Raw genomic sequence first — 17,357 nt, forward strand, 5'->3', positions numbered from 1 at the left:
GGTGCCGTGTTTCGTCAATGCCTATGACAAAGCAGGTGGGTGGCGACCTCAGACGGTGCGGGTGTCGCCCTCGACGGCGGTGTGCGTGGGCCGGCCGGAGACCGTGGCGGCGCGGGCGGTGGCTTCCTCGCGGGTGAGCGTGGGTCCGACATGGGTGACGAGCAGTTCGCGCACCCGGGCCTCAAGGGCGATCCGGCCCGCGTCCTCCGGCGTCAGATGGACCTGTTCGCTGTCGGGACGTTCACCGATGTCCGCCTCGCACAGGAACAGGTCGGCCCGGGCCGCGAGTTCACCGAGTGCGGCACAGGGTCCGCTGTCCCCGGAGTAGGCGAGCACGCTCCCCTGGCACTCGGCGCGCAGCCCGTACGCCTCGGTGTCGTGGGCGACGGCGCGTGCGGTGAGGCGGAGGTTCCAGTGCCGCACGTCATGGCCGTCGTACAGGGCCCGGAAGTCGAAGACGCCCTTGAGGAAGTCGACGTCCGCCCGCCCGAGGAACCCGGCCAGCCGGCGGGCGCAGTCCTGCGGGGCGTACACCGGGATCGGCGCGGCCGGGGTCATCCCGCCGAAGGCGAACGCGTAGGCGGCGGGCAGCAGATCGGCGCTGTGGTCGGCGTGCAGATGGGAGATCCAGATCGCGGTCAGTCGCGCGGGGTCCGTGTGCCGCTGCAACGCGGCGAACGTGCCGGGCCCCGCGTCCACCCACACCTCGGCACCCCCGCCGGACAGCAGGTATCCGGAACAGGGCCGGTCCGGGCCGGGGTGCGGGGAGGCGGTACCGAGGACGGTGAGCGTGAGTGGCATGGGGGGAGAGTACGACGGCGGGTGCGCCTGCCCCGGCTCACCTCGACAAGTGGAACCCGGGCTTCTCGTGATGGTGCTCCCTTACGGGGCGGGCAGTGTGAACACGGGTACAGCACCGTGAGGGGCGGTATCAGCGCGACGGCCGCCGTCCAGGTCTGCGGCACCGACCAGCGGCGCTTCCAGGGCAGCACCCAGGCCATGAGCAGCGCCACGGCGGAGAGCGGTCCGCCGTAGGAGATCAGGCCGAAGATCCAGGACAGGGACGTGTTCAACGCGGCCGAGCAGTCATCGGGGCCGCAGCTGTCCGTCGCCATCACGGAGAGCCCGGCGAACGTGACCGCGGCCGGACCGGGCACAACCAGCAGAACCGTCGCGATCGCCGGAGCCACCCAGGCACGGGGGTCCCGCTCACCCCGGTCGGCCGGTCCCGGACGCGGTGCGATGTGCTGTGTCGTCATGCGAACAGTCACCTTCTCGGCCGTGAACGGCCGAGCTTGTTCTCTCGGTCGTTCACACCTCGTCGCGCTCCCGACTGCCCCCTACGCCAGGACGGTCACGGGTAGCATCCACCCAGTCCCCAGCAACTGTCAGGGGGAGTGCGGGTGCGGTGACAAGCACCCACGCCGAGCGCGCGCGGTCGCGCACGTGGACCCCGGCGACCACATCGGCCGGCCCAGCGAGGGGGCACTCCGGCCTTGCGTGCTTTGCAGGCGAGGTGCTGTCCGAGCTGGTGGAAGGGCCAGGGTTGCAGGCACGCAGGGTCGCCTCCGGAGCCGACGCCTGCTCGGGCGTCGGCAGCAGCTTCACCTGCACCACCAGCTTCACGGCATCGGACCGCAGTACGACCACCGCACTAACGACCGTCATTCGTCCGGCGACCACCCTGACCGACGACCCGCAGGACAGTTGTTCGCATTCTCTCGGCGCCGAGCCGATGCCCTCCTACTCAGTCATGGACGCCACATCGGGTCCCGGCCGCTCAGCCCCACCACCCGGTCCAGCAGGGGTGCCTCCGCCGGCACCGGGACGACCGGACCGAAGATGCCGCCGCCGCGGCTCGGGTCCTCGGCGGCCCCCAGCAGGAAGCCGTGGGCCGAGTCCAGGGCCGCGGCGTCGGGAGCATAGTCCCGGCCGACGGCGCGGGCCAGGTCCCAGCCGTGGACGACCAGTTCGTCGGCGACGACGGCGCCGGCCACCTCGCCCGGCAGGTTCACCCCGCCCGCGCGGGTCATGCCGGTCCAGGCCGCCGGATCGCGCCAGGCGTCGGCCAGTTCGTCCAGGACCTTGGGCAGCTCCTCGCGCCAGCCGGCGCCGATGTCCGGCACCGCGGCGTTCGGGCTGGTGTCCGTCGTCGTACCGAGGTCCTTGCGGGCCGCGTCACGGAAGGCGATGGACAGGTACAGCACGTGGCCCAGCAGATTCCGCACCGCCAGCTCGGGACACGGGGTGCGGGCCGACAACTGCTCGTCGGTCACGGACTCGGCGAGCCGCGCCACGACCAGGGTCTGGGGGCCGAGGTCGATCATGGTCATGCCTCATTCCTTCACGGGTGCACTCCTCGTACGAAGGACTGACCGGCCGGCCCGCGCAAACTCATCGGTGCCCCGCAGCCACTCCCACGGCGAGCGCCCGCCGCCCAGGCACCACACCGCGATCACCGGGTCGCACAGCGCGCAGCCGAACGAGGAGTCGTGGGCGAACGGGATGATCGGGTGTCCCTTGAGGTGGTGCACGACGTCCCAGGCCGTGTGCAGCAGCCAGCCGACGCCGATCCAGACCCAGGAGTCGAGGCCCTGGTAGGCGACGTAGGTGGCGACCGCGGTGAACGCGAACTCCCAGCCGCCGAGGCCGCCGCCGCTGAGGTAGGCGGCGCCCGCGCCGGCCACCATGACCGCGTTCAGGCGGCGCCGGTGGCGTTCCGGGACGAGGGACATCAGCAGGACGTAGACGAGACCGATCAGGATCGGTGCGATGTAACGCATGGCGCCGACAGTAGGTTCGGTCGTGCGGGCGCCCCAGGGGCATTACCGACAGGTTCCGACGGATTGCCGCCGTCTGCCGGGCCTCCGGGATGAGGCACCTCACCGATCCGCGCAGGCCCTCCTTAGACCCACGATGAGCAGGCATGACGACTTCCTGGACCCTGCTCCGCGTGCTGCGGGACCGCAACGCGGGGCTGTATCTGGCGGCCGTGGTGGTGTCGGGCTTCGGCAACTCCGCGCTGTTTCTGGCCTCGGGTGTGTGGGTGAAGGACCTCACCGGGTCCGACGGCCTGGCCGCGCTGTGCATGCTCGCCCTGTGGGCCCCCACCGTGGCCGGCCCGCCGCTCGGCACGATCGCCGACCGCGTGCCACGCAAGCCCCTGCTGGTGGCCCTGAACGCGGGCCTGGCGGCCCTGCTGCTCACCCTGTGCACCGTGGACTCCCCGGGCGGCCTGTGGCTGCTCTTCACCGTCCTGCTGGTCTACGGCGCCGCCGAGGTCGTGCATGACGCGGCCGAGTCGGCCCTGGTGACCGCGGCGATCGGCCCGGAGCGCCTCGGCGACTTCAACGGGCTGCGCATGGCCGTCACCGAGGGCATGAAGCTCGTCGCCCCGCTGACCGGGGCGGGGCTGTACACGGCCTTCGGCGGTCCGGCCGTCGCCTGCCTGGACGCGGGCACCTTCGCGGTCGCCGCCGGGCTGTACGCCCTGCTGCGGGTGCGCGAGCAACGGCCCGCCCGGTCCGGCGGTTGGCGCGCGGAGACCGCGGAGGGCGTCCGGCACCTGTGGGGCCACCCGGAGCTGCGCCCGCTGGTCCGGGCGGGCGGTACGACGATGCTCCTCACCGCCCTGTGCAGCACGACGCTGTACGCCGTCGTCGACCGGCTCGGCCATTCCCCCGCCTACACGGGCGTGCTGTACGCCGTCCAGGGCGCCGGTTCGGTGACGGCCGGGCTCGTCTCGGGCGCCGCGCTGCGGCGGCTCGGCGCGCGCCGGTTCGCGGCGGCGGGGATCGCGCTGACGGCCCTCGCGGTGGCCGCGCGCGCCGTGCCGTCGGACCCGGTGGCCCTCGCGTCCTCGGCGGCGGCCGGTCTCGGCCTGCCCTGCGTGCTCGTCGCGGTCTTCACCGCAGTGCAGCGGGAGACACCCGGCCCCCTGCTCGGCCGGGCGACGGCCACCGCCGGGACCCTGGTCTTCACCCCCAACGCCGTAGGACTGGCCGTCGGCGCGGCGCTGGTCGAACTCGTCTCCCCGACACTGCTGTTGCCGCTGTACGGCCTCGCACTGCTCGGAACGGCCGCCTCCCTGGCTCAGCGCGCCGACAGCGCCTCGCGCACCGCGGCGAGGTCCGAGTCCGACGCCAACCCAGCGTGATAGAGACGCAGTTCGGTCGCACCCCGCGCACGCGCGCGTGCCGCGTCCGCCACGAGCGTGCCGGGGCTGCCGCCCATCCCGGTGACGACGGTGAGGTTGGCGGCCACTACCGTCCGCTCCCGGGCAGCTTCGGCGAAGGGCGACAGCAGGGCCGTACCGCCGGTGCAGGGGACCACCACGCCGTCGGCGGCGGCGAGGACGCGGGCGGGGTCGACGCCGGCGTTGGCGCCGCAGTGGTAGGGGACCGGGTCGGCGTGCAGCAGGACCTGGAAGCCGGCCGGGGCGGCGGCGCGTACGGCGGCGACAGCCTCCTCCTGGAGCGTGCCGGCGACCTCGTCGCGCCACGCGCGCGTGCGGGCGGCCTTCTCCTCGCCGAGCAGCTTCTCGACCGTCGGCCAGCCCTCGTCGCCGGCCGCACCCCGCCACAGCGGCTCCAGCGCGGCCCGCACGGAGGCGGCCAACTCCTTGGAGCCGAGGCCGTGTTCGGCGTACCCGGTGCGGCAGTACGGACAGAGGCACAGGGACATCAGGTACTGGCCGGCCTCGCCGAGGCCCACCCCGGAGATCTTGTCGTGGGCGTGCAGATGCTGGAGCCCGTACCAGCCGAGGGACTCCAGCTCGGTGCCGTGCGCGCCGGGGCGTACCGCGGCCTCGGCGGCCAGGTCGACCAGGTACGCGCGCGTGGCGGGCTGGGCGATGCAGGGCGCCCACGGATAGTGGTCGCCGTAGGCGTTGACCACCGAGGTGTCCGGATGCTCGGCGCCCAGGCGGGAGTTGTGGGCGAGGACGACCCAGGTGTGCACCTCCAGGCCCGCCGCGGTCAGCGCCGCCGCCGCCTCGCCGTAGGCGTCGCCGGGGGCCCAGCGGCCGGCGGGGTACGGCCTGATGCCACGGCCCGCCCAGCGGTCGCCCGGTGGGTAGAGCACGGCCGCGTACTCGGCGGTGACGATGCGGTGGCGGGGGTGGCGGGGGGTCAGGGCGCGGGTGGAGTGGTAGGCGGCGGCGAGGGTCACCTGCTCCACGCCGAGTCCGGCGATGCGCGCGGGGGCCTCGGGGTCCCCGACCACGTCCCACGGGTAGACGAACGCCGACGCCTTCACACACCCTCCTTCGAGCCGCACCCACGCTCGTTCACGCCTTCTCCTCCAGCAGCGCGTACCCCCGCTCGATCAGCTGGGCGAGCTGTTTGACATGCTCCTCCGCCGGCTCGTGCAGCGGGGGCCGGACCTCGCCGACGTCCAGACCGCGCAGCCGTACGCCCGCCTTGACGAGCGATACGGCGTAGCCGCGGCCCTGGGCGCGCAGCTCCACGAAGGGGTGGTAGAAGCCGTCCAGGAGGCGCCGCAGGGTCACGGAGTCACCCGCGGTCAGGGCCCGGTGGTAGGCGAGGGCGATCTCGGGGGCGAAGCAGAAGACGGCCGAGGAGTACAGGGTGACGCCGAGGGCGTGGTAGGCGAGCTGGGTCTGCTCGGCGGTGGGCAGACCGTTGAAGTACAGGAAGTCGCCCGGGACTTCGGTGCGTACGGCACTGATGATCCGTTGCATCAGGTCGAGGTCGCCGAGGCCGTCCTTGAGGCCGATGATCCCGTCGGTGCGGGCGAGCTCCACCACCGTCCGCGGGGTGAAGACGGCGTTGTCGCGCTGGTAGACGATGACCGGAAGGGCGGTGGCCGCGGCGACCTCCCTGTAGTGCCGCAGCAGGCCCTCCTGGCCGGCGAGGACGAGGTAGGGCGGCATGGCGAGGAGGCCGTCGGCGCCCGCCTGCTCGGCGAGACGGGCGTAGCGGACGGCGAGCGCGGTGCCGTAGCCGGCGCCCGCGACGACCGGGACGCGCCCCTCGGCCGCCTCCACGGCCGCCCGGACGCACGCCTCGAACTCCTCCGGCAGCAGCGCGTGGAACTCCCCGGTGCCGCAGCAGGCGAACACGGCGGCGGCACCGGCGGCGACGCCCCGGCGGACGTGGGTGCGGTAGACGTCGAGGTCGAGCGAGCCGTCGGGGCCACAGGCCGTGACGGGAAAGAAGAGCGGCCCGCTCGGTTCGTCGAGCCGTGCGGTGAGAGGGGCTGGCGTCACGGGCTCTCCCTTGCGACACACCGGTGCATGTTTCTGATCCGCGTCCATATTTCTGAACGCGACCACGCTACGGGCCCTTCTTACGGCAGGTCAAGCAGGCAAACTCGCAACACCCGGAGCGAATTCACCGACATCACGCGACACTTGACGGTGCACGGCGAAAGTCTCTAGCGTGTCCACGTATGTGAATTCTGGCCACAAGGAGAACCGAGGATGCCCGCTCCCCGCACCGTTCTGCTCACCGGCGCCGCCGGCGGGCTCGGCACCCTGATGCGGTCCCTGCTGCCGGAGTACGGCTACACATTGCGCCTGTTCGACGTGCGGCCCATCGAGGACGCGCCGGACGCGATCACCGCCGACCTCGGCGACACGGCGGCCCTGCGCGAGGCCGTACGGGGCGTGGACGCGGTCCTGCACCTCGCGGGCATCTCCCTGGAGGCGCCCTTCGAGAAGATCCTCAAGTCCAACATCGAGGGCACCTACAACCTCTACGAGGCAGCCCGCCAGGAGGGCGTGCCCCGCATCGTCTTCGCCTCCTCCAACCACGCCGTCGGCTTCACCCCGGCCCCGCGCCCGGGCGAGCCGCTGATCCCGGTCGACACCCCGCGCCGGCCGGACACCTTCTACGGCCTGTCCAAGTCCTTCGGCGAGGACCTCGCCCAGCTGTACTGGGACAAGCACGGCCTGGAGACCGTGTCCGTGCGCATCGGCTCCTGCTTCCCGGAGCCGACCAGCGTGCGCATGCTCTCGGTGTGGATGAGCCCGGCCGACGGTGCCCGCCTCTTCCACGCGGCCCTGACCGCCGACGAGGTCGGCCACACCGTCGTCTACGGCTCCTCCGCCAACACCCGGCTGTGGTGGGACCTGACCACCGCCCGGGCGCTCGGGTACGAACCGCGGGACGACTCCGAGCCGTACGCCGAGAAGCTGATCGCGGAGCAGGGCGAGCTGGACCCGGAGAACCCGGCACACACCCACCTCGGCGGGCACTTCGTGAACGATCCGCCGATCTGGCCGTACTGAACCTGCCGGACGGGGACGTCGCGCCCCGACCGGACACCATGCCGCCAGGCCGCCCGGCACCACGGTGAGGGCCTGACTGCCGCCACGACTGCGACCCGGCCGCCGTGCAGCCCCGAGCCCCGGCCGGCGCCGGAAGCCCGGAAAAGCCCGGCCGAAAGAGCTACGGCGGCTCGAAACCGTCGTCCACGCGCGCGAGCGGGCACCGAACGGGCCCGCCCGCCGGCGCATACGGGCATCCAGGACGCCCGCTCCCACCTCGCCGGACACAGCCTCCCAGGTCCGCGCCGGGCAGTGCCCTCGGTGAACGGGCACGAACGGGCAGTATCGGGACCGCAACAGGCCTGGTCAGTGCCGCACAGCCGCTGTAGAACTTCCCCCATGGGCCCGAACGGGCAGTTCCGCGGGAAGGTGGGTGACGAACATGAGCACAGGGACGGCGGAGGAACGCCAGCGCGCGATCGTGCGGGCCGCGCGCGCCACCGGCTCGGTCGACGTCACCGCGCTCGCCGCCGAGCTGGGCGTGGCCAAGGAGACCATCCGGCGCGATCTGCGCGCCCTGGAGGACCACGGACTGGTCCGCCGTACGCACGGCGGTGCCTATCCGGTGGAGAGCGCCGGCTTCGAGACCACGCTCGCCTTCCGGGCCACCAGCCATGTGCCCGAAAAGCGCCGGATCGCGGCCGCGGCGGCCGAGCTGCTCGGGGACGCGGAGACGGTCTTCGTGGACGAGGGCTTCACCCCGCAGCTCATCGCCGAGGCCCTGCCCGCCGGCCGGCCGCTCACCGTGGTCACCGCGTCCCTGCCGGTCGCGGGCGCCCTGGCCGAGGCCGAGCAGATCCAGGTCCTGCTGCTCGGCGGCCGGGTCCGGGCCGGCACGCTGGCCACCGTCGACCACTGGACGACGAAGATGCTCGCCGGTTTCGTCCTCGATCTCGCCTACATCGGCGCCAACGGCATCTCCCGCGAGCACGGCCTGACCACCCCCGACCCGGCGGTCAGCGAGGTCAAGGCGCAGGCGATACGGGCCGCGCGCCGCACCGTCTTCGCGGGGGTGCACACCAAGTTCGGCGCGGTCAGCTTCTGCCGGTTCGCCGAGGTCGGCGCGCTGGAGGCGATCGTGACCAGCACCCAGCTCCCGGCCGCCGAGGCCCACCGCTACTCCCTGCTGGGCCCGCAGGTCGTCAGGGTCTGAAAGTCCAACCCACTCCCCTAGAGGCCCCCCACACCGCCAAGTGCCCCTTATTTCCCTATATTTCCAGGAGCGATCCATGCGAACCCAGAGCCGACGGAGGCCGCGAGCCACGCTCGCCATGGCCGCCGCAGGGACGCTGCTCGCCCCGCTGCTGTCCGGCTGCTGGGTCGGTGCGGGCGGGACCGGTGGTGGCAACTCCATCAACGTGCTGATGGTCAACAACCCCCAGATGACCGAACTCCAGAAGCTCGCCCCCCGCTTCACCAAGGAGACCGGCATCAAGGTCAACTTCACGGTCCTGCCCGAGAACGACGTCCGCGACAAGATCAGCCAGGACTTCGCCAACCAGGCGGGCCAGTACGACGTGGCGACCTTGAGCAACTACGAGATACCGATCTACGCCCGCAACGGCTGGCTGCACGAGATGAGCTCGTACGTCGCCAAGGACCCGTCGTACGACGAACAGGACGTCCTCGCGCCCATGCGCCAGTCCCTGACCGCCTCCGACGGCAAGCTCTACGGCCAGCCCTTCTACGGCGAGTCGTCCTTCCTGATGTACCGCAAGGACGTGTTCGCGGCGAAGGGCCTGACCATGCCGGCCCACCCCACCTGGCAGCAGGTCGCCGACCTGGCCGCCCAGGTGGACGGCGCGCAGTCCGGCATGAAGGGCATCTGTCTGCGCGGCCTGCCCGGCTGGGGCGAGATGATCGCGCCGCTGACCACGGTGGTGAACACCTTCGGCGGCACCTGGTTCGACAAGAACTGGAAGGCCCACCTCGACTCCCCCGCGTTCGAGAAGGCGACGAAGTTCTATGTCGACCTGGTGCGGGGGCACGGCGAGTCCGGTGCCGCCCAGTCCGGCTTCGCCGAGTGCCTCAACGACATGACCCAGGGCAAGGTCGCCATGTGGTACGACGCCACCTCCGCGGCCGGCCTGCTGGAGGCGAAGGGATCCCCCGTCAAGGGCAAGCTCGGCTACGCCCCCGCCCCCGTGGAGAAGACCGCGTCCTCCGGCTGGCTCTACACCTGGGCCTGGGGCATCCAGCAGGCCTCCCGCAATCCGGACAAGGCCTGGAAGTTCGTGTCCTGGGCGTCCGGCAAGGAGTACGAGCGGCTGGTCGGCGAGACCAGCGGCTGGCCGAACGTCCCGGCGGGCAAGCGGGCGTCGACGTACACCAACGCCGACTACCGCGCGTCGGCCGCCGCCTTCCAGGACATGACGAAGCAGGCCATCGAGAACGCCCGCCCGAACGACCCCGGCGTACAGCCGCGCCCCGCGCCCGGCATCCAGTTCGTCGACATCCCCGAGTTCACCGATCTCGGCACCAAGGTCTCCCAGGAGATCAGTGCGGCCATCGCCGGACGCCAGTCCGTCGACTCGGCCCTGAAGAAGTCTCAAGCGCTCGCCGAGAAGATCTCCAAGGAGTACGAGGGACGATGACCGCGACGACAGCACCCCTTGCGACCACGCCGGTACGCGCCACGCGGCCTCCCTCGGCCCGCCTGCGCGCCTGGGCCACCCGGGCCCCCCTCATGCCCGCCCTCGTCTTCATGATCGTGGTGACCCAGCTGCCGTTCGTGGCCACGCTGGTGATCTCCTTCTTCGACTGGAACGCCCTCTATCCCAAGGCCCGCCACTTCACCGGCCTGGACAACTACCGCCAGGTCCTGACCGACGCGGACCTGCGGCACTCGGTCTGGACGACCGTGCTGCTCACGGTGACGGTGGTGCTGGTCAGCCTGGTCCTCGGGCTGGCGCTGGCCCTGCTCCTGGACCGGAGGTTCCGCGGCCGGGGCGTCGTCCGCACCCTGCTGATCGCCCCGTTCCTCGTGGTCCCGGTGGCCGCGGCCCTGCTGTGGAAGCATGTGCTCTACAACCCTGAATACGGCCTGTTCAATGGGTTGTTGCACTATGTGGGCGGCCCACAGCCCGACTGGATCTCCAACACTCCGCTGCTCGCGGTCGAGGCCTCCCTGGTGTGGCAGTGGACGCCGTTCATGATGCTGATCCTGCTCGCCGGGCTGCAGAGCCGTGACCACGAGCAGATCGAGGCCGCGCGGGTGGACGGCGCGAACGACTGGCAGGTCTTCCGCCATCTGACGCTCCCACACCTGCGCCGCTACCTCGAACTCGGCGCCCTGCTGGGCTCGATCTACATCGTCCAGAACTTCGACGCGGTCTTCACGATCACGTCCGGTGGACTCGGCACCGCCAACCTGCCCTACACCGTCTACCAGAGCTTCTACCAGGCCCACGAGAACGGCCTCGCCTCGGCCGCCGGCGTCCTGGTGGTCATCGGCTCGATCATCATCGCGACCTTCGCCCTGCGCGTGGTGTCGTCCCTGTTCCGCGAGGAGGTGTCCCGCGCATGAACGCCGCGCTCCGCCGCAACGGGCTGGGTCTCGTGGCCTGGCTCGTCGGGATCCTGTTCTTCCTGCCCATCGCCTGGATGGCGCTGACGTCCTTCCACTCCGAGGCGGACGCGGCGACCAACCCGCCGTCCTTCGCCGCCTCGCTGACCCTCGACGGCTACCGCGAGTTCTTCGGGGCGGGCGGCGGCGCGAGCCCCTGGCCGGCGCTGATCAACTCCGCCGTGGCGTCCGTGGTGTCGACGATCTGCGTGCTGCTCCTCGCCCTGCCGGCCGCCTACGCGTTGTCCATCCGGCGGGTCCGCAAGTGGACGGACGTCCTGTTCTTCTTCCTGTCCACGAAGATGCTGCCGGTGGTGGCCGGTCTGCTGCCGATCTACCTGTTCGCGAAGAACACCGGGATGCTCGACAACATCTGGCTCCTGGTCATCCTCTACACCTCCATGAACCTGCCGATCGCGGTGTGGATGATGCAGTCGTTCCTCGCCGAGGTCCCGGTGGCGGTGATCGAGGCGGCGCAGATCGACGGCGCCCGGCTGCCGACCATCCTCGCGCGCGTGGTCGCCCCGATCGCCCTGCCCGGCATCTCCGCCACCGCGCTGATCTGCTTCATCTTCAGCTGGAACGAACTTCTCTTCGCCCGAGTCCTCACGGGCGTGGTCGCCGAGACCGCCCCCGTCTTCCTGACCGGCTTCATCACCAGCCAGGGCCTGTTCCTGGCCAAGGTGTGCGCCGCGTCGCTCGTCGTCTCCCTGCCGGTGCTCGCCGCGGGGTTCGCCGCCCAGGACAAGCTGGTCCAGGGCCTGTCGTTGGGAGCTGTGAAATGAAGGCCGCCGTCATCGAGTCCGTGGGCCGCGCCGTCGTCACCGAGGTGCCCGACCCGACCCCGGGCCCCCGCGAGGTCGTCGTCGAGGTGGCGGCCTGCGGCTTGTGCGGCACGGATCTGCACATCCTCCAGGGCGAGTTCGCGCCCAAGCTGCCGATCGTCCCCGGGCACGAGTTCGCGGGCGAGGTGGTCGGCGTCGGCAGCCGGGTGACCGAGGTGGCGGTCGGCGACCGGGTGGCCGTGGACCCCTCCCTGTACTGCTACGAGTGCCGTTACTGCCGCGACGGCCACAACAACATGTGCGAGCGATGGGGCGCGATCGGCGTGACGACGGCGGGTGGAGCGGCACAGTACGCGGTCGCACCCGTGGCCAACTGCGTGAAGCTGCCCGAGCACGTGCGCACCGAGGACGCGGCCCTGGTCGAGCCGCTGTCCTGCGCGGTGCGCGGCTACGACGTCCTGCGGTCCCGCCTGGGCGCCCACGTGCTGATCTACGGCTCCGGGACCATGGGGCTGATGATGCTGGAGCTGGCCAAGCGGACGGGCGCGGCGAGCGTGGACGTGGTCGACGTGAACCCGGCCCGGCTGGAGACCGCCCGTCTGCTCGGCGTCTCGGGCGCGGCGGGAAGCGCGGACGAGCTGGACCGCCCGCAGGGCTGGGACGTGGTCGTGGACGCGACCGGCAACGCGGCGGCGATCCAGGACGGCCTGGACCGGGTGGCGAAGGCGGGCACGTTCCTGCAGTTCGGGGTGGCCGACTACGCGACCCGGGTGACCATCGACCCGTACCGCATCTACAACCAGGAGATCACCATCACCGGTTCCATGGCGGTGCTGCACAGCTTCGAGCGGGCGGCCGAGCTGTTCGCGAACGGGGTGCTGGACCCGCGGGTGTTCATCAGCGACCGGATCCCGCTGGCGCGCTACCCGCAGGCGCTGGAGCAGTTCGCGGCCGGGGTGGGACGGAAGATCGTGGTCGTGCCGTAGGCCGTTCGGCGAGTTTCTGCGGGTAAGGGAACGGTAAAGCGGTGTCGTTCGTTCACCCGGCATGACAGCTATGACCCCTGGCTCGAACATCCCTCTCCCGGCCGCGCGCGTGACGGTGGACGTCGCCGCTCCGGTGCGGCTCGACGTGTCGGGCCTGCTGCTCACGGCCGACGGCAAGGTGCGCTCGGACGACGACTTCATCTTCTACAACCAGCCGGCGGGGCCGGGCGTGACATACGCCTCCGGCGGCGGTGCGGCGCCGGACGCGATCACGGTCGACACCGCCGCCGTCCCGCCGGACATCGACAAGATCGTGGTCACAGCCAGCCCGGACGCGGCCGGACAGACCTTCCAGGGCATCGAGCCGACGGCCACGATCCGCGACGCGGACGGCGGTGCGGTGCTGGCCACGTTCACCCCGCCGCAGCTCGGCGCGGAGACGGCGCTGGTGGTCGTGGAGATCTACCGCCGGGGCGGCGTCTGGAAGGCCCGCGCGGTCGGCCAGGGGTACGCCAACGGTCTGGCCGGCATCGCGACGGACTTCGGGGTGACCGTGGAGGAGCCCGCGGCGGCGGCCCCGCCACAGCCTGCCACCCCGCCGGCGCCCACCATGCAGCCCCCGGTCACCCCGCCCGCCCCGCCGATGTCCGCTCCCCCGGCCCCGCCCTCCCCGGCACCGGGCGCGGGGAAGATCAACCTCGACAAGGGCCGGGTCAGCCTCCAGAAGAACCAGACGGTGTCCCTGGTCAAGGGCGGCCGCCCGCTGCTCTCCCAGGTCAAGATGGGGCTGGGCTGGGAGCCGGCGTTCCATGCCGCGGACATCGACCTGGACGCCTCGGTCATCGCCTACGGCCCGCAGCGCAACCACATCGACAGCTGCTACTTCGGCAAGCTGACGATCCTGAACGGCGCGATCAGACACTCCGGTGACAACCTCACCGGTGAGGGCGCGGGCGACGACGAGGTGATCACGGTCGACCTCGGCCGCCTCTCCCAGGAGGTCACCGGCCTGGTCTTCACGGTCAACTCCTTCTCCGGGCAGAAGTTCACCGAGGTCGCCAAGGCCTACTGCCGTCTGCTGGACGCCACGACCGGCGAGGAACTGGTCCGCTTCGACCTCACCCACGCCGAGCCCCAGACGGGCGTGCTGATGGCCAAGCTCATCCGCCAGTTCTCGGGCGAGTGGGACATGACGGCGCTGGGCGACTTCGTGAAGGCCCGGACGGTGAGAAACATGGTGGAGCCGGGGGCGCGAGCCCTGTAGCCCGTCGGGTGCGGGGATCTGGGGGGCCGGAAATCGCCGCTTTGGTGCGGACCGTTGCCGGCCGCGAGTTCCTCGCGCCCTTCAGGGCGCCAGCCCCTGCGTCAGCAGCGTCAGATACCGCCGGATCTCCCGGCCCTGCCCTCCCCCCAGTTCCGAGGCCGTCGCCACCCCGTGGGCCAGCCGCAGCAGCTCGATCGGCTGTAGGTCTGCCCGCAGGGCACGCTCCTTCTGAGCCGCCTCCACCAACCGGCCCGCCGCCCTTTGCACCGTCGTGGCGCACGCCGTCGACGCGGCGGAGCTGCCGTCCGTGACCGCCGACCCCAGCAGCGCCTTCATCCCGCGCACCTGAATCGTGGCGACGCACAACTCGTGCAGCCACTCCATCAGCGCCTCACCCGGCGGCAGTTCCTTCGCCAGCTCGTCGGCCCGAGCCCCCAGCGCCTCCATCCGGTCCACGTACGCGGCCTCCAGCAGCGCCTGCCGGGTGGGGAAGTGCCGGTAGAGAGTGCCGGAGCCGACGCCCGCCCGCTTGGCGATGTCGTCGAGCGACGCGTTCTCCCCGTGCTCGGCGAACGCTTCGGCCGCGACCTTCAGCAACCGCTCGTAGTTGCGCCGGGCGTCCGCGCGCATGGGCCTGACCTGCGGCATCCAGCAACTCCTCGCACACCGGGGATCGTCTCCACAGCCTAGCGAGACCCGGTTCGCCCGGTCAGTGCCGCTCCGGTGGCTCGTATCCGCCGGTCGCCGGGTCCGGTCCGAGGTGGCGGCGTACCGCGCCGGTGCCCAGGCCGATCGTGGCACGCGTCCGCATGGGGCCGTCCCCGCGGCGGGACAGCACGGTGACCTCGTCCACGCGCGCGTGCAGCACGCCGAGCCGGGCGGCGCATTCGGCGGCGAGGACGCGTGGGGTGCGGGTGCGACCGAGCGAGAGGTGCGGGGTGAAGCGCGGAAAGCGGTCCGTGCAGGACGGGAAGGGCTCCGCCAGCACACGCCGGAGCTCCGTCCAGGGCGCGGCACCGGCCGCCGCGGGGTCGAGCCACACGGTGGAGTAGGACCGGTGACGGAAGGAGCGGACCCCGCCGAGGCGGATGTCGAAGGGCTCGCATTCCACGGCCGCCGCGGCCAGCAGCGGGAGCGCCGCCGGGAAGTCCTCCTCCGGCACGAAGCCGAAGATCAGGTTGACATGCGGCGGCCAGCGCCGGATCTGCGGGTCGTGCTCGGCACGGATGCCCTGGATGGCAGGCCACAGCCCGGCCGGCGGCAGCCACGCCACGGCGCTCCGCGGCGTGGGGTCCGACTCCAGACGACCGGGAGCGGCGGCGGGACGGGGGGCCTCGGACGGGCCGGGCGTCGTAGGACGAGGCGCCGGGGGGCAGGGCACTGTTCCATCATGGTCCCGCCCCCCGGGCGGGGCGTCCGCGCAAGCTCCGCCGCGCAGGGCCAGAACTCAGGCAAGCCATGGCCAACGGCTGTCGCGACCACTCTCGATCAGGGAAACCATGCGGAAGGCGGCATCCGAAAGGCCGGCGAATACATGCCGATTCCCGCTTCCCGACGGTCCGTGGCCCGGCCGGTATCCCTCCAGGTTCCAGGTGTAGACGGGCACATGGGCCGGGATCTGGTCGGTCGGGGCGCCGTGCCGGTTCGGGGCGTACTGCTCGTCGGTGACGATCAGCACCCGGTCGTGCTTCCGGTAGTGCCGGCGCACCGCGTCGGTGGTGTCGGTGCCGCCCAGGCTGCCGAAGCGCTCCAGGGTCTTCAGCACCGACTCGCCCTTGCGGAACGGCACCCTGTCGCTGGTCGTACCGAACTGGACGAGGTCGGCGTCGGCCGCCCGCAGCGCGAGCGCGGTGCCGAAGATCGCCGCCGCGTCGGCCCGGGTGAGCCCAGAGCGGTCCTGGGACTGCGTCCAGAACATCGAGCCCGACCGGTCGACCAGGACCAGCGTCCGGCCCGGCAGCGCGGGCACGTTGGCCAGCGAGTGGCCGAGCGCCTGCTCCAGCGGGTACGACCAGCGCAGCGACGGTGCGTGCCGGTAGGCGGCGAGGTAGCGGAAGGGGAACTGCCGCGAGCGCGCCACCTGCTCCGGGTCGCTGATCTTCGCCGCCACCCGGGCCGCGACCTCGTCGGACACCCCGGCCTCGTCGAAGTTGCGCAGGTTGCGGAGCAGCGCCATCGCACCCATCGACGGGATCACGGCCTCCCAGGCCGCCTTGTCCATGGGGCCCTGGAGCCAGCCGGCCAGCGCCTCCCAGGTGATCCCGGCCGCCGCGAGCCGCTCGGCACCGCCGGGCGAGGTGACGGCCGACCGCCGCTCCGGCACCGGCAGTGCCATCAGCTCGCGGTGCGCGGTGAGCACCGGCAGGGACGGGGGCGGCACGGCGGTGTCGGGGTGGTGCCGGCGGTCGAGCGCGTACTGGAACAGCGCGCCCTGCCACGGCTTGTCCGGGTCCGGTGCCGCGTGCACCAGGTTGAGGATGTCGCCGAAGCGGTAGCCCTTGGACGCGGTGTCGTACTTCAGCAGCGACTTGGCGTGGTACAGCCGCCGTACGGCGTCGGCGACCCCGCGCTTGACGGGCTTGGGGACGGCACGGCCGTACCTCGACGTCCAGTACCCGAGCAGCTCGCCGGGCTCGTCCGGGCGCTGGAGCACACAGTCCATGACCTGCCGGTTGGCCGGGCCGTCGGTCGCGCCGGCCGTCAGCCGTGCGTGCACGTACTCGGCGGCGCCCACGAGCGACGCCGTCCGCATGTGCCCCTCACCGCGCAGCCAGCCGAGCAGGCCGGCCGTCCAGTCGGGGTCGCTGACGGCGAGGTCGCGCACGAGCTGGGCGAACCGGTCGTCGCGGTCGGTGCCGGACTCGTAGAAGGTGTTCCGCGTGACGAAGTTGGAGACGGCGAGCAGGAAGAGCTCGGAGCGTGCGTCGCGCTCGTGGCCCCGGCCGCGCTCGTAAGTCCGCAGAGTGCGGCCGGTGGTGGTGACGGGCGAGGCCGGCTGTGCCTTGGCGGCACGCGTGTTGAATCGCGCCATGGTGAATTCCCCCGAATTCATTGCTGTTTCGGAGGGAGGCGCGGCAAATGGAGGGTGTCCGAGGTCGAGGGTCGGCGACGGTCCTTAGTCAGATGCTCTGTCCGTTGAGCTACACCGACCCGAAGTCGGTGACGGGATTCGAACCCGCAACCTTCCGATCCCAATGAAGTATCCGCTGCCTGCGCACCGGACACCCACCATGAGCTGCGCCTCCCGAGATCAAGTCGGCTGCGGCTGTTGTTTCATTCCTGGAAAGGGAAGTAGCCGCTGCCATCGCACCGGGAGGTGCGTGACGTTGTGATCTCACTGTAGGAGGCGCAGCTGTGGACGTGCGAGCGAATTAGACGTCGTCTCATTTGGAGAGTCTGCGGTAGCAGATGAGACTGCAGGCGATGGCAGTGAAGGCCAGGAAGTGCTCGGCCTTGCGCTCGTAGC

16 protein-coding genes are annotated in these 17,357 nt (G+C 71.6%); 8 read left to right on the forward strand and 8 right to left on the reverse strand.

What is annotated here, in order from left to right:
• Positions 1–48 precede the first annotated feature (48 nt).
• The 3 genes from ACFYOH_RS36740 to ACFYOH_RS36750 all read right to left on the reverse strand — a co-directional run bounded on the left by ACFYOH_RS36740 (position 49) and on the right by ACFYOH_RS36750 (position 2,783).
• A complete protein-coding gene (locus ACFYOH_RS36740) occupies positions 49–801 on the reverse strand; it encodes an MBL fold metallo-hydrolase (protein WP_388634968.1) in 753 nt (250 codons plus the stop codon).
• 950 nt (positions 802–1,751) lie between these two features.
• Positions 1,752–2,333, reverse strand: coding sequence for a TIGR03086 family metal-binding protein (locus tag ACFYOH_RS36745; protein WP_388634970.1), 582 nt, complete (start codon positions 2,331–2,333; stop codon positions 1,752–1,754).
• 3 nt (positions 2,334–2,336) lie between these two features.
• Entirely contained in the window at positions 2,337–2,783 is a 447-nt protein-coding gene (locus ACFYOH_RS36750) for a DUF6010 family protein (protein ID WP_388634972.1), read from the reverse strand.
• Between the two features lie 143 nt (positions 2,784–2,926).
• On the opposite strand from ACFYOH_RS36750, the gene ACFYOH_RS36755 reads away from it, so the two are divergent.
• Positions 2,927–4,156 carry an MFS transporter gene (locus tag ACFYOH_RS36755; protein WP_388634974.1) on the forward strand — a complete coding sequence of 410 codons (1,230 nt, stop codon included), beginning with the start codon at positions 2,927–2,929 and terminating at the stop codon, positions 4,154–4,156.
• Here the strand turns inward: ACFYOH_RS36755 and ACFYOH_RS36760 are convergent.
• Both ACFYOH_RS36760 and ACFYOH_RS36765 read right to left on the reverse strand, forming a co-directional pair.
• Entirely contained in the window at positions 4,093–5,256 is a 1,164-nt protein-coding gene (locus ACFYOH_RS36760) for a hypothetical protein (protein WP_388634976.1), read from the reverse strand. The genes ACFYOH_RS36755 and ACFYOH_RS36760 overlap by 64 nt on opposite strands.
• Before the next feature lie 31 nt (positions 5,257–5,287).
• Positions 5,288–6,229, reverse strand: a complete 942-nt coding sequence (locus ACFYOH_RS36765; protein ID WP_388634978.1) for a 5-dehydro-4-deoxyglucarate dehydratase — start codon at positions 6,227–6,229, stop codon at positions 5,288–5,290.
• A 213-nt stretch (positions 6,230–6,442) separates the two neighbouring features.
• Here ACFYOH_RS36765 and ACFYOH_RS36770 point away from each other — a divergent pair, with 213 nt between their 5' ends.
• The 7 genes from ACFYOH_RS36770 to ACFYOH_RS36800 all read left to right on the forward strand — a co-directional run bounded on the left by ACFYOH_RS36770 (position 6,443) and on the right by ACFYOH_RS36800 (position 13,891).
• Positions 6,443–7,252: an NAD-dependent epimerase/dehydratase family protein gene (locus ACFYOH_RS36770; RefSeq protein ID WP_388634980.1), complete on the forward strand. Its 810-nt coding sequence runs from the start codon at positions 6,443–6,445 to the stop codon at positions 7,250–7,252.
• Positions 7,253–7,673: 421 nt separating this feature from the next.
• Positions 7,674–8,444: a DeoR/GlpR family DNA-binding transcription regulator gene (locus ACFYOH_RS36775; RefSeq protein WP_388634982.1), complete on the forward strand. Its 771-nt coding sequence runs from the start codon at positions 7,674–7,676 to the stop codon at positions 8,442–8,444.
• Between the two features lie 76 nt (positions 8,445–8,520).
• Positions 8,521–9,885, forward strand: coding sequence for an ABC transporter substrate-binding protein (locus ACFYOH_RS36780; protein ID WP_388634984.1), 1,365 nt, complete (start codon positions 8,521–8,523; stop codon positions 9,883–9,885).
• Positions 9,882–10,817 (forward strand): carbohydrate ABC transporter permease, encoded by a 936-nt coding sequence (locus ACFYOH_RS36785; protein WP_388634986.1) that lies wholly within the window; start codon positions 9,882–9,884, stop codon positions 10,815–10,817. The genes ACFYOH_RS36780 and ACFYOH_RS36785 overlap by 4 nt, the downstream gene beginning before the upstream one ends.
• Positions 10,814–11,641 (forward strand): carbohydrate ABC transporter permease, encoded by an 828-nt coding sequence (locus ACFYOH_RS36790; protein ID WP_388634988.1) that lies wholly within the window; start codon positions 10,814–10,816, stop codon positions 11,639–11,641. The genes ACFYOH_RS36785 and ACFYOH_RS36790 overlap by 4 nt, the downstream gene beginning before the upstream one ends.
• The gene (locus ACFYOH_RS36795; RefSeq protein ID WP_388634990.1) at positions 11,638–12,627 is read left to right on the forward strand and encodes a zinc-dependent alcohol dehydrogenase family protein; all 990 of its coding nucleotides are present in this window, start codon (positions 11,638–11,640) and stop codon (positions 12,625–12,627) included. The genes ACFYOH_RS36790 and ACFYOH_RS36795 overlap by 4 nt, the downstream gene beginning before the upstream one ends.
• A gap of 70 nt (positions 12,628–12,697) precedes the next feature.
• Positions 12,698–13,891 (forward strand): TerD family protein, encoded by a 1,194-nt coding sequence (locus ACFYOH_RS36800; protein WP_388634992.1) that lies wholly within the window; start codon positions 12,698–12,700, stop codon positions 13,889–13,891.
• 81 nt (positions 13,892–13,972) lie between these two features.
• On the opposite strand, the gene ACFYOH_RS36805 is transcribed toward ACFYOH_RS36800, so the two are convergent.
• From ACFYOH_RS36805 to ACFYOH_RS36815, 3 genes are all read right to left on the reverse strand, one after another.
• Positions 13,973–14,539 carry a TetR/AcrR family transcriptional regulator gene (locus tag ACFYOH_RS36805; protein ID WP_388634994.1) on the reverse strand — a complete coding sequence of 189 codons (567 nt, stop codon included), beginning with the start codon at positions 14,537–14,539 and terminating at the stop codon, positions 13,973–13,975.
• A gap of 61 nt (positions 14,540–14,600) precedes the next feature.
• Positions 14,601–15,164: a 2'-5' RNA ligase family protein gene (locus tag ACFYOH_RS36810; protein ID WP_388634996.1), complete on the reverse strand. Its 564-nt coding sequence runs from the start codon at positions 15,162–15,164 to the stop codon at positions 14,601–14,603.
• Between the two features lie 174 nt (positions 15,165–15,338).
• On the reverse strand, positions 15,339–16,922 hold the full coding sequence (locus ACFYOH_RS36815; RefSeq protein ID WP_388634998.1) for a TROVE domain-containing protein: 1,584 nt from the start codon (positions 16,920–16,922) through the stop codon (positions 15,339–15,341).
• Between the last annotated feature and the right edge of the window lie 435 nt (positions 16,923–17,357).

It is taken from the genome of Streptomyces sp. NPDC007856, assembly GCF_042868225.1.
Taxonomy (GTDB): Bacteria; Actinomycetota; Actinomycetes; order Streptomycetales; family Streptomycetaceae; genus Streptomyces.

Coding starts and splice junctions, on each gene's coding strand:
- ACFYOH_RS36740 (WP_388634968.1), bottom strand. CDS start 801: ATGCCACTCACGCTCACCGTCCTCGGTACCGCCTCCCCGCACCCCGGC.
- ACFYOH_RS36745 (WP_388634970.1), bottom strand. CDS start 2,333: ATGACCATGATCGACCTCGGCCCCCAGACCCTGGTCGTGGCGCGGCTC.
- ACFYOH_RS36750 (WP_388634972.1), bottom strand. CDS start 2,783: ATGCGTTACATCGCACCGATCCTGATCGGTCTCGTCTACGTCCTGCTG.
- ACFYOH_RS36755 (WP_388634974.1), top strand. CDS start 2,927: ATGACGACTTCCTGGACCCTGCTCCGCGTGCTGCGGGACCGCAACGCG.
- ACFYOH_RS36770 (WP_388634980.1), top strand. CDS start 6,443: ATGCCCGCTCCCCGCACCGTTCTGCTCACCGGCGCCGCCGGCGGGCTC.
- ACFYOH_RS36775 (WP_388634982.1), top strand. CDS start 7,674: ATGAGCACAGGGACGGCGGAGGAACGCCAGCGCGCGATCGTGCGGGCC.
- ACFYOH_RS36780 (WP_388634984.1), top strand. CDS start 8,521: ATGCGAACCCAGAGCCGACGGAGGCCGCGAGCCACGCTCGCCATGGCC.
- ACFYOH_RS36785 (WP_388634986.1), top strand. CDS start 9,882: ATGACCGCGACGACAGCACCCCTTGCGACCACGCCGGTACGCGCCACG.
- ACFYOH_RS36790 (WP_388634988.1), top strand. CDS start 10,814: ATGAACGCCGCGCTCCGCCGCAACGGGCTGGGTCTCGTGGCCTGGCTC.
- ACFYOH_RS36795 (WP_388634990.1), top strand. CDS start 11,638: ATGAAGGCCGCCGTCATCGAGTCCGTGGGCCGCGCCGTCGTCACCGAG.
- ACFYOH_RS36800 (WP_388634992.1), top strand. CDS start 12,698: ATGACCCCTGGCTCGAACATCCCTCTCCCGGCCGCGCGCGTGACGGTG.
- ACFYOH_RS36805 (WP_388634994.1), bottom strand. CDS start 14,539: ATGCCGCAGGTCAGGCCCATGCGCGCGGACGCCCGGCGCAACTACGAG.
- ACFYOH_RS36815 (WP_388634998.1), bottom strand. CDS start 16,922: ATGGCGCGATTCAACACGCGTGCCGCCAAGGCACAGCCGGCCTCGCCC.